14 protein-coding genes and 1 other RNA gene are annotated in these 15,215 nt (G+C 59.4%); 2 read left to right on the plus strand and 13 right to left on the minus strand.

Annotated features, from left to right (window positions below; translation table 11 throughout):
* Positions 1–196: 196 nt before the first annotated feature.
* The 6 genes from ftsH to carA all read right to left on the minus strand — a co-directional run bounded on the left by ftsH (position 197) and on the right by carA (position 8,069).
* The gene (gene ftsH / locus AC52Q4_RS15615; RefSeq protein ID WP_495537724.1) at positions 197–2,071 is read right to left on the minus strand and encodes an ATP-dependent zinc metalloprotease FtsH; all 1,875 of its coding nucleotides are present in this window, start codon (positions 2,069–2,071) and stop codon (positions 197–199) included.
* Positions 2,072–2,137: 66 nt separating this feature from the next.
* Entirely contained in the window at positions 2,138–2,767 is a 630-nt protein-coding gene (gene rlmE / locus AC52Q4_RS15620) for a 23S rRNA (uridine(2552)-2'-O)-methyltransferase RlmE (RefSeq protein ID WP_495537725.1), read from the minus strand.
* Entirely contained in the window at positions 2,757–2,996 is a 240-nt protein-coding gene (locus tag AC52Q4_RS15625; RefSeq protein ID WP_495537726.1) for a hypothetical protein, read from the minus strand. Before AC52Q4_RS15625 ends, rlmE begins: the two co-directional genes overlap by 11 nt.
* 190 nt (positions 2,997–3,186) lie before the next feature.
* Positions 3,187–3,663, minus strand: coding sequence for a transcription elongation factor GreA (gene greA, locus AC52Q4_RS15630; RefSeq protein WP_495537727.1), 477 nt, complete (start codon positions 3,661–3,663; stop codon positions 3,187–3,189).
* Entirely contained in the window at positions 3,660–6,881 is a 3,222-nt protein-coding gene (gene carB, locus AC52Q4_RS15635; protein WP_495537728.1) for a carbamoyl-phosphate synthase large subunit, read from the minus strand. The genes greA and carB overlap by 4 nt, the downstream gene beginning before the upstream one ends.
* Positions 6,882–6,902: 21 nt before the next feature.
* Positions 6,903–8,069, minus strand: a complete 1,167-nt coding sequence (gene carA / locus AC52Q4_RS15640) for a glutamine-hydrolyzing carbamoyl-phosphate synthase small subunit (protein ID WP_495537729.1) — start codon at positions 8,067–8,069, stop codon at positions 6,903–6,905.
* Between the two features lie 247 nt (positions 8,070–8,316).
* Between carA and AC52Q4_RS15645 the strand changes: the two genes are divergently transcribed.
* The gene (locus AC52Q4_RS15645; protein WP_495537730.1) at positions 8,317–9,270 is read left to right on the plus strand and encodes an ABC transporter ATP-binding protein; all 954 of its coding nucleotides are present in this window, start codon (positions 8,317–8,319) and stop codon (positions 9,268–9,270) included.
* On the plus strand, positions 9,267–10,064 hold the full coding sequence (locus AC52Q4_RS15650) for an ABC transporter permease (protein WP_495537731.1): 798 nt from the start codon (positions 9,267–9,269) through the stop codon (positions 10,062–10,064). The genes AC52Q4_RS15645 and AC52Q4_RS15650 overlap by 4 nt, the downstream gene beginning before the upstream one ends.
* Before the next feature lie 216 nt (positions 10,065–10,280).
* Here AC52Q4_RS15650 and AC52Q4_RS15655 read toward each other — a convergent pair whose 3' ends face one another.
* The 7 genes from AC52Q4_RS15655 to AC52Q4_RS15685 form a co-directional block, all read right to left on the minus strand.
* Positions 10,281–10,595 (minus strand): H-NS histone family protein, encoded by a 315-nt coding sequence (locus AC52Q4_RS15655; protein WP_495537732.1) that lies wholly within the window; start codon positions 10,593–10,595, stop codon positions 10,281–10,283.
* A 620-nt stretch (positions 10,596–11,215) separates the two neighbouring features.
* Positions 11,216–11,818, minus strand: a complete 603-nt coding sequence (recR, locus tag AC52Q4_RS15660) for a recombination mediator RecR (RefSeq protein WP_495537733.1) — start codon at positions 11,816–11,818, stop codon at positions 11,216–11,218.
* Positions 11,819–11,822: 4 nt separating this feature from the next.
* Positions 11,823–12,152 carry a YbaB/EbfC family nucleoid-associated protein gene (locus AC52Q4_RS15665; protein ID WP_495537734.1) on the minus strand — a complete coding sequence of 110 codons (330 nt, stop codon included), beginning with the start codon at positions 12,150–12,152 and terminating at the stop codon, positions 11,823–11,825.
* A 51-nt stretch (positions 12,153–12,203) separates the two neighbouring features.
* Complete coding sequence (gene dnaX / locus AC52Q4_RS15670) at positions 12,204–13,865, minus strand: DNA polymerase III subunit gamma/tau (RefSeq protein ID WP_495537735.1); 1,662 nt, start codon at positions 13,863–13,865, stop codon at positions 12,204–12,206.
* Between the two features lie 87 nt (positions 13,866–13,952).
* An RNA gene (ffs, locus tag AC52Q4_RS15675) (signal recognition particle sRNA small type) lies at positions 13,953–14,049 on the minus strand.
* Positions 14,050–14,256: 207 nt separating this feature from the next.
* Positions 14,257–14,580 (minus strand): J domain-containing protein, encoded by a 324-nt coding sequence (locus tag AC52Q4_RS15680; RefSeq protein ID WP_495537736.1) that lies wholly within the window; start codon positions 14,578–14,580, stop codon positions 14,257–14,259.
* A 179-nt stretch (positions 14,581–14,759) separates the two neighbouring features.
* On the minus strand, positions 14,760–15,215 hold a 456-nt coding region (locus tag AC52Q4_RS15685), incomplete at its 5' end, for a hypothetical protein (RefSeq protein ID WP_495537737.1).

The raw sequence follows: 15,215 nt of genomic DNA on the forward strand, positions 1-15,215 counted from the left end.
AGACCAAACAAATCAGCCCCGACCGAAACCGAATCTCGGGTGATGATCAGCACGCCCATCCCGCGAGGCGAGGACAAATCAACTAATTTGCCACCGCACTCGAGCATCTTCGGCGAAGCGGCCGCCGACATGAGTTCGCCGGATAGTGCTCGCTAGCGGGTCGACCGATTTTGCCGCCGGATTTGGCGCCCGGCGCTTACTCGCCAGGCTGTTTATCAATGCCGCCGGCACCGGATGCAGAGGCCGGACCGTCCCAGTCCTCGGGAGGACGTGGTGGTCGGCCATTCAAGATATCCTCGATCTGCTGGCGGTCGAGCGTCTCGTATTTAATCAGCGCTTCCGCCATATTGGCCAACTTGTCATTGTTCTCTTCGAGGATCTTCTTGGCACGACGGTAGTTCTCGTCGATGATGCGCCTCACCTCTTCATCAATGGCATGGGCGGTCTCATCGGAGATCTGCTTGTGCTGGGTCACGGCATGCCCGAGAAACACCTCGCCCTCGTCCTCGCCGTAAGCAAGCGGCCCCATTCGATCGGACAGGCCCCATTTGGTAACCATATTGCGGGCTATTTCGGTGGCGTTCTGTATGTCGTTCTGCGCGCCCGTGGTAACCCGCTCCCGACCGAAGGTCATCTCCTCGGCGAGGCGGCCACCGAAAAGGCTCGCCAGCCGGCTGTTGAGGCGTTGCTTGGTATAACTGTAGCGATCCTCCTCGGGCAAGAACATCGTCACACCAAGCGCCCTACCGCGCGGGATGATCGTCACTTTATGAACCGGGTCATGCTCCGGGGAGAGCAAGCCAACCAGCGCGTGACCCGCCTCATGATACGCCGTCAAGCGCTTTTCATCCTCACTCATCACCATGGACTTGCGCTCGGCGCCCATCATGATCTTGTCCTTGGCGTCTTCAAAGTCCTGCTGATCGATCAGACGCTTGTTTCGGCGGGCGGCAAACAGAGCCGCCTCGTTCACCAAATTAGCCAGGTCGGCACCGGAAAATCCGGGCGTGCCGCGGGCAATGACCCGAATATCCACCTCCTCCATGAAGGGTACCTTGGCCATGTGAACCTTGAGAATCTGCTCGCGCCCACGGACATCCGGCAACGGCACCACCACCTGCCGGTCGAAACGTCCCGGCCGGAGCAATGCCGGATCGAGCACATCCGGACGGTTGGTCGCGGCTATGACGATGATACCTTCGCTTCCCTCGAAGCCGTCCATCTCCACCAGCATCTGATTCAGCGTCTGCTCGCGCTCGTCATGTCCACCGCCCAGACCGGCGCCCCGCTGACGCCCTACCGCGTCAAGCTCGTCGATGAAGATGATGCAAGGTGCATGTTTCTTCGCTTGGGCGAACATGTCGCGCACCCGGGCAGCACCGACGCCGACGAACATCTCGACGAAATCGGATCCCGAAATTGTGAAAAAAGGCACCCGCGCTTCACCAGCGATCGCTTTGGCGAGCAAGGTCTTACCTGTTCCGGGCGGACCGACCATCAGCACGCCCTTGGGGATTCGGCCACCAAGGCGCTGAAACTTCGCCGGGTCGCGCAGGAACTCGACCAACTCGACGACGTCCTGCTTAGCCTCCTCGACGCCAGCCACGTCGGCAAACGTGATCTTGATCTGTTCCTCGGACATCATACGGGCACGGCTTTTGCCGAAGGACATTGCCCCACGACCACCGCCGCCGCCTTGCATTTGCCGCATGAAATAGATCCACACGCCGATCAACAGCAAGAACGGGAACCATGAGATCAGGATCTGAAGCAGCATGCTTCGACCTTCAGGCTTCTCCGCTCGAATCTGCACCCCATGGTCCAGAAGCGTGCCGATCAGCGCCTCGTTGTCCGTCTCCGGGCTGTACGTATTGAAGGTCTCACCAGACGCGCTCTGGCCGCGGATGACCTGTCCCTTGATAGTCACCTGCGCCACCTTGCCCTGCTTCACCTCGTCCAGAAACTGAGAATAGGAAAGCTCAGGCGAGGTCATCGTCTGATCTTGGAAATTACTGAACACGGACATCAGCACAATGGCGATGACCACCCAAAGGATCAGATTCTTCGCCATGTCATTCAAGGCTAGACACCTCGATCGATTTGTCGCCGGCTACGCCGGGCGTGGGTGGAACCCTAACTAAACCTTACTACAGACAGTATGGCGGGCCAACACGTAGACTTCACGAGAACGTTCTCGCGACGCCCTGGGTTTGCGAATCACAACCTTTCGAAAACATTCGCGCAACTCTCGTATGAAATCTTCAAACCCCTCACCCTGAAACGCTTTCACCAGGAAACTGCCATCGCGGGCGAGAATTTGTCGTGCCAGATCCAACGCTGTCTCGGCTAATTGCATGGCACGGGGCTGATCAATTGCCGCTAAGCCTGAAATATTGGGCGCCATATCCGATAAAACAAGGTGCGCCGGGCGAGCGTGCAAATGACGGAGGAGTTCGTCGAGTGTGCTCTCGTCGCGGAAATCGCGCTGCATCACCTGCGCACCCGGCAAGAGTTCCATGGGCAATATATCCAATGCGATCAACCGCCCCCTCGGACCGAGGCGCTCGATGCAGTACTGGCTCCAGCTACCCGGGGCAGCACCCAGGTCAACCACGGTCATTCCTTGGGATATCAGCCGGTCACGCTGATCGATTTCAATGAGCTTGTACACGGCCCGCGAGCGGTAGCCATGGCGCTGGGCAGCGCGCACGCTGGCGTCAGCGGCATGCGCCTTCAACCACTTGCGGGTGCTGCGGCTACGGGCCATCGCCGTTCTCCTGCCCCCCTTCAGTGCATTCCAAGGCATCGGCCCTGAACGCACGCGCCACCCGATGCGTGCGAACCACGAGCCGGATCGCACCTCCGAGCCCGATCGCCGCCAAGAGCAACAACTCAAACCAGTGTGGGGCATCAAGGCGGGCGATGAGCAGCATCGCGGCCAAGGCGACGAGCGCCGTCACCGCGAGATCGAGCTTGACCGAGTCAAAAACCGCCAACCTCTCCCTATCAAAACGTTGGACAGGCGCTGGAGGGGATTTCTTCATACGAGGAGCCCTGCCTATCAACCTCCGGCGTGCGCGAGCCGCAAGAGGCCGCGCAGGCTTGGTGTGGCAGCGTCGTGCGATCGAGCCGAACGATACGCCCGTGCGTATCACGAAGTAGGCGTTTGAAACGGAGTATCCTTTATTACTCGTAACGCACTTCAACGATCTCGTAGCTGCGGCTTCCCGCCGGTGCTTGCACCTCCACGATCTCACCCTCCTCCTTGCCGATCAAAGCACGCGCGATCGGCGAGTGAATCGAAACCTTACCGTGCTTGATGTCCGCTTCGTCCTCACCGACGATCTGATAGGTCATCTCATCGCCGCTGCTCTCATCAGCGAGCACGACCGTCACACCGAAAACCACCTTGCCATCGGCCGCAAGACTTCGCACATCAATAATCTGGGCATTAGCAAGCTTTTCTTCCAACTCGGCGATTCGCCCCTCGAGCATGCTTTGCTGCTCGCGCGCCGCATGGTATTCGGCATTCTCCTTGAGATCCCCGTGTGCACGCGCCTCGGCGATCGCCTGGACAATCCTCGGCCTCTCCCTGCTCTTGAGCCGAGTCAGCTCCTCCTTGAGCATCTGTGCACCACGCACGGTCAGTGGTCTCCTGCTCATGCCGTCGCCTCCCGATAAAGCTCCTGGAGCGAGATCACTGCGCCCGAATCCAAATAATCCAACGCTTGGACGCTTGCCCGTGCACCGGCGATGGTGGTCGTGTAGCACACCTTACGCTGCAGCGCCTCGCGGCGAATGGAGAAAGAATCGGCAATGGCCTGCCTGCCCTCAGTCGTATTAATTATCAGATGGACGCTATCGTTTTTGATGGCATCTACGATATGCGGGCGCCCTTCGGTAACCTTGTTGATCAATTCGCACTCGATCCCTGCCGCGCGCAATGCCTGGCCCGTGCCTCCCGTGGCAAGCAGGCGGAATCCGCGGCGGGCGAGATCGCGCGCCACCGCGACCACGGGTAGCTTGTCAGCATCGCGAACGCTCACGAAAGCGCAGCCCCGGGCCGGCAGCTCCACGCCCGCCGCCAACTGGGATTTGGCGTAGGCTTCCCCAAACGAGCGACCGATACCCATCACTTCTCCCGTGGACTTCATCTCCGGTCCCAGGATTGGGTCCACCCCCGGAAATTTAACGAATGGGAACACGGCCTCTTTCACCGAATAGTAGGCTGGGACCACTTCCCGAGTACAGCCCTGCTCCGCTAGGCTGCGACCCGCCATGCAGCGGGCGGCGATCTTCGCCAAGGGCAGTCCGGTGGCCTTGGCCACGAACGGCACGGTTCGCGATGCTCTGGGATTGACCTCAAGGATATAAATCTTATTGTCCTTGACGGCAAATTGAGCGTTCATCAGACCGATCACACGCAGCTTGGTCGCGATCAGCCGCACCTGTTCGCGCAACTGCTCCCCAATCTCCGTCGATAGGGTGTAAGTCGGCAATGAGCAAGCCGAGTCGCCTGAGTGCACGCCCGCTTGTTCAATGTGTTCCATGATGCCGCCGATGAGCACGTCCTGGCCATCACACACGGCATCCACGTCCACCTCGACGGCATCGTCGAGAAAACGATCCAGCAGCACGGGGGATTCCGGGGAGACCTTGACCGCCTCGCGCATATACTGCAGCAAGTCCTCTTCCTCGTAGACGATCTCCATTGCCCGGCCACCGAGCACGTACGACGGACGCACCATGAGCGGATAACCGATCTGACGCGCCAGTGCCAGCGCCTGGTCGAGCGCAGAGGCCGACCGGTTCGGTGGCTGTTGGATACCGAGCTCATCGATGAGCTTCTGAAAACGCTCTCGGTCCTCGGCCAAATCGATGGATTCAGGCAGTGTGCCAATGATCGGCACTCCGTGGGCTTCCAATGCACGGGCGAGCTTCAGCGGTGTCTGACCGCCATATTGGACGATCACACCGGTAGGCTGCTCCTTCTCGACGATTTCAAGCACGTCCTCCAGGGTCAGCGGCTCGAAGTAAAGACGATCACACGTATCGTAATCGGTCGATACCGTCTCCGGATTGCAATTGACGATGATGCTTTCGTAGCCGTCCTCACGCATGGCCAAAGCGGCATGTACGCAGCAATAATCAAACTCGATACCCTGACCGATTCGGTTGGGCCCTCCGCCGAGCACGATGATCTTCTTGCGCTGTGTCGGATTGGCCTCGCATTCCTCTTCGTAGGTCGAATACAAATAGGCGGTGCTGCTCGCAAATTCCGCCGCGCAGGAATCCACCCGCTTATAGACCGGGCGGATGTCCAGCGCATGACGGCGGCGACGCACCTCAGCCGCCGTAAGGCCGAGCAGCTTAGCGAGACGACCATCTGAAAAGCCGCGTTGCTTTAGCGCAAACAAGCGGTCCCGGCTCAGAACTGCCTCGCCCTGCTCTCGCACGTCGTTCTCTATCTCGACAAGCTCTTGGATTTGCGCCAAAAACCAGGGATCGATGGCGGTAAGCTCATGGACCCGCTCCACTGAATAGCCAGCCCGCAACGCATCGCCTACCCAGAGGATTCGCTCCGGCCCGGCAACGCGCAGCTCGTTGATGATCCGCGGGTGGACATCCTCGAGCTCCCCACCGGCGCGCTCGTCCAAACCTTCCAGACCGTTTTCGAGCCCACGCAGAGCTTTTTGCAGGGATTCCTGGAACGTGCGCCCGATCGCCATGACCTCACCCACCGATTTCATCTGGGTGGTCAGCACCGGTTTCGCGTTCTGAAACTTCTCGAAAGTGAACCTGGGAATCTTGGTTACGACATAGTCAATCGTGGGCTCAAAGGATGCCGGGGTTGCACCACCAGTGATCTCGTTGCGCAACTCATCGAGCGTGTACCCCACGGCAAGCTTGGCCGCCACGCGGGCGATCGGGAAGCCGGTCGCCTTGGACGCCAGGGCCGAGGAGCGGGAAACCCGCGGATTCATCTCGATGACGACCATATGCCCGTCGGCTGGGTTGACCGCGAACTGCACGTTGGAGCCCCCGGTCTCGACGCCGATCTCGCGCAGCACCGCGATGGCGGCATTGCGCATGAGCTGGTATTCCTTATCGGTCAAAGTCTGCGCCGGCGCGACGGTGATCGAGTCCCCCGTGTGGATGCCCATCGGATCCAAGTTCTCGATCGAGCAGATGATGATGCAGTTGTCGTGATGGTCCCGCACCACTTCCAGCTCGTACTCCTTCCAGCCGAGCACCGACTCCTCCAGCAACACCTCGTCGGTGGGTGAGAGGTCCAGCCCACGCTCGACAATTTCGAGGAACTCCTCGCGATTGTAGGCAATGCCGCCGCCACTGCCACCGAGGGTGAACGAGGGACGAATAATGGTCGGAAAACCAATCTGTGCGTGAACCTGAAGCGCCTCCTCCCGGCTGTGCGCGATGTGCGCCCGGGGCGTAAAGAGGCCGATATTGCCCATCGCGGTTCGAAACGCCTCGCGATCCTCGGCTTTATCGATCGCCGATTTCCGCGCGCCGATCATCTCAACGCCATACTCCTCGAGCACACCATGCTTGGCGAGATCCAAGGCGCAATTCAGAGCCGTTTGTCCGCCCATCGTCGGCAACAGCGCATCCGGACGTTCTCGGGCTATGACATTGGCCACCGTTTGCCAATTGAGCGGCTCAATGTAGACGCGATCGGCGGTCTGCGGATCCGTCATGATCGTTGCCGGATTCGAATTGACCAGCACGACGCGGTAGCCTTCCTCGCGCAGAGCCTTGCAGGCTTGCGCGCCAGAATAGTCGAACTCGCAGGCCTGACCGATAACGATCGGGCCCGCACCGATGATGAGGATGCTTCCGATATCGGTGCGTTTTGGCATCGTCTAGCTCGTTGGTGCTTACTACGTCCGTCCCGTGACCGGAGCGCGTCTCGCGGAGGACGCGATCAGATCCACGAAGTACTGGAACAATGGCGAGAGATCATGCGGCCCTGGGCTGGCCTCCGGGTGCCCCTGAAAGCCGAATGCCGGGCGATCGGTCAACTGAATGCCTTGCAGTGACCCGTCGAACAGCGAGCGATGGGTCGTCTGCACGTTCGCGGGCAACGTCGGCGCATCCACAGCAAAGCCGTGATTCTGCGAGGAAATCAACACACGCCCGGTTGCCACCTCCAGCACCGGGTGGTTGGCCCCGTGATGACCGAATTTCATCTTCATTGTTCGGGCTCCGCAGGCTAGGGCCAGCAGTTGATGACCAAGACAAATGCCAAAGATCGGAATTCCAACGGCCAATAGCTCACGGATGGCATCGATGGCATAAGTGCAGGCCTGCGGATCCCCCGGCCCGTTGGAGAGAAAGACGCCGTCGGGATGCAGCGCCATTACTTCGTCGGCAGACGTCTTCGCCGGCACCACGGTGAGCCGGCATCCGTGATCGACCAGGCGGCGGAGGATGTTGCGCTTGATGCCGTAGTCATAGGCCACCACGTGCCAAGGCAGTTCGTCATCTCTACGCGGCGCAGGCTCGCGCTCGGCGCAGTCCAGCGACCAGCTGCCGAGTCGCCACTCGTAACGCTCCCGCGTCGTAACGACGGAGGCGAGATCCATTCCCTGCAACCCGGGAAAGGACCGTGCCGCCGCGACTGCGCTCTGCGCGTCTCCATCGCCGGTCATTATGCAGCCGTTGCAGGCACCCCGTTCACGTATATGGCGTGTGAGCCTGCGCGAGTCGACCCCGGCGATGGCTACCACATTGTTCCGTACGAGGTACTCCGGCAGGGTCTCGCGAGCACGCCAGTTGCTGACCCGCACCGGCAGGTCCCGGACCACGAGCCCGGCAAGCTTGACGCCGTCCGACTCGCTATCCAGCGGGTTGGCGCCGACATTGCCAATGTGCGGGCAGGTTAGCGTCACGAGCTGACGGGCATATGAAGGGTCGGTGCAGATTTCCTGATAACCGCTCATCGCGGTGTTAAAGCAGACCTCGCCGACGATTTGCCCTTCGATGCCGACGGCTCGACCGTGAAATACGGTGCCGTCGTCGAGTGCGATAACTGCGGGCCGGTCCAATACCCCTCCGATTGCTCGCAAAAACGGGAGGGATCGATGAGATACCCTCCCGCTGCACTTGATTCCAGGAGTTCGAATACCAATTACAGGTTAGTCGGCAATTGTACGTCGCCGCTCCTGCAGGTGTCCATCCTCCGAATTGTGGGGGTCGGAGCCGACTTGTCGCGTGCCAACCCGATGACTAGTATATCGTCTCTTGACGCTACCCGTTCGCCCGCCCCTGAATTCGCGGTGAATTTCAGAATCCATGAAAGCCCTTTACCTTAGCAGGCTGAACAAGATTTATCCTGGCGGCGTCCGTGCTTTGCGCGACGTTGACCTCGTGGTCGATGAGGGGGAGTTCTTCGGCCTGCTCGGGCCCAACGGCGCCGGCAAATCGACCATTATCGGCATTGTCAGCTCGCTCGTGCGCAAGACCCGCGGCCGTGTAGAGGTCTTCGGCCACCCTGTTGATCAAGAGCCGTGGCATGCCAAGTCGCTCCTGGGGCTGGTACCGCAAGAGTTCAATTTCAATAGCTTCGAGACCGTAGGTCAGATCGTTCTGAACCAGGCGGGATTCTACGGAATCAGTCGGGGCACCGCATATCAGCGCGCCGAGCGCTACCTCACGGAACTCGGTCTGTGGAACCGGCGCAACAGTGTATCGCGAACCCTCTCCGGTGGAATGAAGCGCCGGCTCATGATCGCCCGGGCGCTGATTCACCACCCGCGCTTGCTCATTCTGGATGAACCGACGGCCGGCGTCGATATCGAGGTTCGCCGCTCCATGTGGAGTTTTCTCCGCCGGATCAATGCAGAAGGCACCACCATCATCCTCAGCACACATTATCTGGAGGAGGCGGAATCACTTTGTCGCAACATCGCCATTATCGATCAGGGGCAAATCATCGAACATACCGATGTGCGATCTCTTCTGCGTAAGCTCACCGCGCAGAGCTTCCTTCTCGATATGGAGGGCAGCCTCGCCCACGTGCCGGACATTGAGGGCTTTCGGGTCATCCCGGTGGATGACTCCTGCCTGGAGGTGGAGGTACGCGCGGATCAGAATTTGAATGAGTTATTCGCGCGACTGGCGGAGCGCAACCTGCGGGTCGTGAGCATGAAGAACAAAACCAACCGACTGGAGGAACTCTTCGTACGCATGCTGAAACGCCCCTCCGAGCCGGATGGACATATCGCGCCAATAGAGAAGACCGCATGAGGGGTTCCGCCGTGCCCCCCGGATACGCGCGCCAGACTCTGATCGCACTGCGTACAATTGCCTGGAAAGAAACGCACCGTTATCTGCGCATCTGGCTACAGACGCTCTTACCGCCCGCCATCACGATGACGCTGTATTTCGTGATCTTCGGTAATCTCATAGGACCTCGCATCGGCCCTATGTCCGGACACAGCTATATAGAGTTCATCGTTCCGGGCGTCATAATGATGTCCGTTATCACCAACGCCTACATGAATGTAGTCTCTTCGTTCTTCGGGGCAAAGTTTCAACGTCATATCGAGGAGATCCTGGTCTCCCCGACCCCCAACTACACGATTCTCGTCGGATATCTTGCCGGCGGCGTGGGACGCGGCCTGTTGACTGGATTGATCGTCACTTCTATTTCGATGTTTTTTACGGATATTCAGATTCAGCACCCGTTCATCACGGTCAGCGTCGCATTCCTAACCGCCTTGTTATTCTCTCTCGGGGGATTCATCAACGGGATTTTTGCTCGCAAATTCGATGATATAGCGATTGTGCCGACATTCATACTGACACCCCTGACTTATCTCGGGGGTGTGTTCTATTCGATCGGGCTACTCCCTGAGGTCTGGCGCCAACTTTCCCTGGCCAACCCCATATTGTATATGGTGAATGCTTTCCGCTATGGCTTCCTCGGCGAATCCGACATCCCGATTCACAGTGCCTATTTGATCATAAGCGCTTTTATCGTTGCTTCGGTATGTATCAGCTTATATCTATTACACCGCGGCGTCGGATTGCGAACCTGACCGGGTCACGGGGCGGAATCGCTCGGGTACGTCCGACTGTGCAGGCGGAGCCGATCATCCGTTTGTCGCGCTGATCCGCGCGAGCGCCGCTTTATGACGATATGGTTTTCCGGCACTTGCGCATCCCAATCGGAGATCGAGCCGGGGATTCGTCTGAAAATCCAGACAGCCGGCGGCGGGTCAACAATTATCCTGATTGCAGCGACCAAGCCGACCTTATCCGACTCGGAGTTCCTCCAGCGAGCGACCACTCGCCTCCCATTCCTTAACCCAAACCGGCTTACGTCCACGCCCGGACCAGACCTTATTCGTATCCTCAGGATGGCGGAAGCGCACGTCCCCTTTGGCGCGCGCCGATTTCCCACCTTGGCCGGATATCAGCTCGTTCAAACTGAAGCCATAACGCTCCGCAACCGATTTCAGTTCCTGTTGTGCCTTCTTGGCATCCAGCTTACGCCGAGATGTGAGCTCCTTGTCGATATCCTTTTTCAGCCATTGAAGCTCTTCAAACGTATATTTAGAAAGATCCATGCTCTCTCCTGCACCTCGTCTCGCTCGATTCAAACGGCACATAACGTGTTTAATGACTTCGTGCTCGACCACACCATCCTGATACGAACCAAGCCACCTCAACCTCTGAGACCGGAAATACCTGCAATTCTAAACCGGAACGAAGTTGAAGACATTGAATTTGAAATTCAAGAACCAATGTAACGACTTTAACAAAAATTTTCCATGTGAAACCAGCGCCCCTCGCGCGCAATGCAGGTGAGCGGAGCTGTGCTCTCGCTCTATCTGGCAAACAAACAAAACTGTCTTGTATGTTTCCAACGGCGTTATAGGTGGCAATCCTTGCTCTCCTATACAGTTATAAACGCACGAACGACAATAATCTCGATAGCAAAAAGCCTTCGCCTTTCTTGAGCCATAGTGGAACAGGCTCCGGGCTATATCGCGAGCTCATGGCAAGCCGCCGTAAACGACGGTACGTAAGGCGATTTGAGCAGGCACGAGCGAGGGTTTCGCAGCAAACGCGCAGCGAGCCGCGGTTAGCAGATCGGCTCCAGCACTTCTCCAATAGGCACTCGCTTGCGCGGCCAGCGGCAGCAAGCGATCAACCGAAGACCTTGTCGGCGTTGCCGCGTAACGGGCTAGCGATATACCCGGCGGCCTGAAAAAGCATGGGACAACGTCCCGCTGTCGACGTATTCCAGCTCCCCGCCCACCGGCACACCGTAGGCGATTCGGCTGACATAAATCGCGCTGTTTCGCGCCATCTCAGCGATGAACTGAGCGGTCGCCTCTCCTTCCACGGTCGAATTGGTGGCAAGAACGATTTCACGAATTTCACCCGCGCGAAACCGTTCCTCCAAGCTGTCCAGTCCGAGCTCCGCCGGCCCAATGCCATCCAGTGGCGACAATCGACCTTTGAGCACGAAATAGAGCCCCCTGTAGTCCGTGGCCTGATCCAAAGCATAGACATCGGCCGGATTTTCCACGATGCAAAGCGCGCTGCGGTCGCGCCTGCTGCTGCTGCAGATCGCGCACGTCGCTTGCTCGGTAAGTATGCGACAGCTTCGGCATTCTCCCACCTTGGCCACCGCTTCGGCGAGAACACGGGCAAGGCGCGCCCCAGCCTCACGGTTACGCTGCAGAACATGAAAAGCCATGCGCTGGGCCGATTTCGGCCCGACACCTGGCAGGCAACGCAGCGCTTCGACCAATTCGCTGACTAGTGGCGAGAAATCGCTCATCGCTTCAAAACGGCAGCTTCATTCCTGGGGGCAGCCCCATTCCCTGGGCCAAACCGGACATCTTCTCCTGGGTGACCTTTTCCAGCTTTTGAACGGCGTCATTAAAGGCCGCGGCCACCAAATCCTCGACCATCTCCCGATCATCGTAGACGCTCTCGTCGATATTGACGCGCCGGACTTCGTGGCGTCCCGTCATTACTACATTGACCAGTCCACCCCCCGCCTGCCCGTTGACCTCGAGGTTGGCGATCTCTTCCTGCGCTCGCTGGAGATTTTCCTGCATTTTTTGCGCTTGCTTCATCAGGTTTCCCATGCCACCGCCCTTTGTGTTCATGCCATCCTCTCCTGCCGATTCGGCCGTTTGAAAAAATCTCCCGCACCGGTTTCAGTCCTCACGGGGCTGGATAGAGTCGGGAATCACCCGCGCATCAAACGCTTCCCGGAAGGCCGCGACGTTGGGGTCGTTGTCGATGGCCGCTTCCGCCGCCTTCTGGCGTTCCTGAAGCTCACCGCGTTCCCGATCGCTGACTGTCTCCCCCTCGACCCGAGCCACTTCGATCCGCACGCGCAGGCGCTCGCCGAGTTGCTCCGATAACGTCCGGCACAGACGAGTCTCTATGCTGGAATTGAGCAGATGCGCGTGGCTCGGATCGATGCGCAACTGGACCAGCTCGCCCTCCCGTCCAAGCCACAGACAATGACTGGCCAGTGCTCGAACCATACCACCGCCCGAGAGTGATCGGACCACCGCGTGCCAATCCGCGGGCGTGCGCAGCGATCGCGGCGGCTCGGCGGCAATTCGCTCCTCGAGATCGCTCGGCGCCTGTGTCGTATTCTCGTTTCCGCGCTCCTCGCCTGGCGCGCGACTCGAGGCACCCGGCGCCGCGCGGGTATGCCGAGTATTCGGCGACGAAGGCGATGATTGTGCTGCTTGCGTCGCCGGTGAGTTCGGCAATACCGCCGCGGGTCGAAACGCGAGCATGCGCAAAAGCAGCATCTCGAATCCCGTGCGCGGATCGGGCGCGAGCGGTAAATCCCGACGCCCGGTGAGCCCGATCTGATAGAACAGCTGCACGTCCTCCGGCGTCAGCCTGTGCGCCAGATCCCGCAAGCGATCGTGGCCAGGCAAATCCTCGGGTGCTGCCTCAGCGACGCTCTGAACCAAGGCGAGACGGTGCAGAAGCAGCAGCAGCTCGGCCGTAGCGGCACCGAAATCCGGCGTGCGCTCCGCCATGCGCGCCACCACCGAGAGCAATGCTCGGCCGTCCTCGAGCGCTAGGGCTTCCAGGATCTCGAGCAGGAGATCCTGCTCGACACTGCCGAGCATCTCGCGAACGTCCTCGTCGCCCACCGTATTGGCGCCATAAGCAATGGCCTGATCCAGCAGGCTAAGCGCATCCCGCACACTGCCATCGGCCGCATAGCCCAACCGCCGCAGCGCCCCAGGTTCCGCGCTGATACCCTCCCGGGTCACAATCTCGGAGAGAAAATCCACGATCCGGCTCACCGACAACCGCTTGAGATTGAACTGCAGGCACCGCGATAGGATCGTGGCGGGCAGTTTCTGCGGATCCGTGGTGGCGAGCAGAAATTTTACGTGCGGCGGCGGCTCTTCCAATGTCTTCAATAAGGCATTGAAACTGTGCTGGGAGAGCATATGAACTTCATCGATGAGGTAGATCTTGAAGCGGCTCCGTGCGGGCGCGTACTGGACATTGTCCAGCAACTCGCGCGTGTCCTCGACCCGGGTGCGTGAGGCCGCGTCCACTTCGATCAAATCGACGAACCGCCCCTGATCGATCTCCCGGCAGGCGGTGCATTCGCCGCAAGGCGCGGCCGTAATGCCCTCCCGCTCGCAGTTGAGACACTTGGCCAGAATACGGGCGATCGTCGTCTTGCCGACGCCCCGAGTGCCCGCGAAGAGGTAGGCATGATGTAAACGCCCGCTTGTTAGGCCATTACTCAGCGCACGAAGCACGTGCTCCTGGCCCGCGACCTCGGAGAAAGTGCGGGGCCGCCATTTGCGGGCGAGAACCTGGTAGCTCATCAGAAGTCCATGATCCACCACGTTCGCGGTATTGTATCATCGCCGCCGTGGAAGGCCGTATCAGGCTGAAAGTAGAATTGGAGGTAGCGGCGCCAGCCACATCCCGGCACCCGAATCCGCTGCTACCGCTGCTCCCTTCCGGGCCTGACGGGGTTTACAGCATATCGTCGCGGGGGGACCGACGCCACCACCACTGTGTGCGCTCGCGCAGGCGACCGGCAATGTAACAGGAACCGCAACGCCTGACAATTCACCGCCCTGGATCCCAACGCAACATCGCCGGGCGAGAACGACGAGCCCGTGCGCGGCTGCATTTTCTCAATTGGGGAGTTCGTGCAGAAGAGGCGGAACGGCTCGCAAGATTCTCGCGAGGTCGGGCATTACGCAGCCATCATCCAAGCAGCCAAAACCCGAACAAACCGGCCACAATCACAACGCTGGCCATGAACCAGTCGTTGGACAAAAGCGCATTCTCCGATAAATCAGGCGGGCGCCGAAGGTTCAATCGCTGAAAATCACACTGGTACTCTGCCACGCCTTTCGCAGCGATATAGGCATTCCGCAGCTCGATGAACCGCCGCGTGCAGCACGCTCGTTCCTCGGGCGTCCGCGCTTTATCGGGGTGAAATTGCTGGGCATGGGCGCGATAAGCGGCCTTAATCTTGCCAAGATCCCGCGTCGGCGGGATACGCAATATCTGCCATGGATCGTTCATGCCCAAACCATCACCCCCGTTCCGCCACCAGCATGGCCTGTTTACATAGGGGACTCGTTTATACGCTCCAAGTTCTCTATTTGCTGAGCTTTCGCTCGGCCGTCGAGGCCGGTACCGCGCATGCAACCGACGCAATGAAGCACAGCCGGTCGCACGTCCATGAGCGTGGCTCCGGCGGCTTATTCGTTTGCCGGTTGCTGATGCTTCAGATAATTTCGATACTCTTCCCAGAGCTGCCCCGGCTTGTATTGGCCGAGCAATTCTCGAAGCCACGGCGCAAACGCCGTCTGCTCTTTTTCCTCCTGGTCCCATTCCCGCCAGGCCTGCAACACCATCGGCCCATAGGGGTTACTCTCCAGAAACGTTTCGCCCTCCTCGGCAGCCGGATCGGCCTCGAGATCCCAGCCCTGCCAGGCTTTGGTGAGCAGCTCGAAGAGCGAATCGTCGGCCGGCAGCGCCTTGAGCGCCTCGATCACCTCCCTTAGCTCCTTGGCGAGCTTTTGAACATCCGACGCCTCCAGCTCCGGATCGCCGTTGGCGTTCACGCCTTCGAGCTCGGCCTGTTCAGCCTCCAGCGTGAAGAGCACGGCGTCCTTCACAGTGTGGTCTTCGGAGGGAGCCTCACCCATCATCGC

The organism is Nitrococcus sp. (assembly GCF_059432795.1).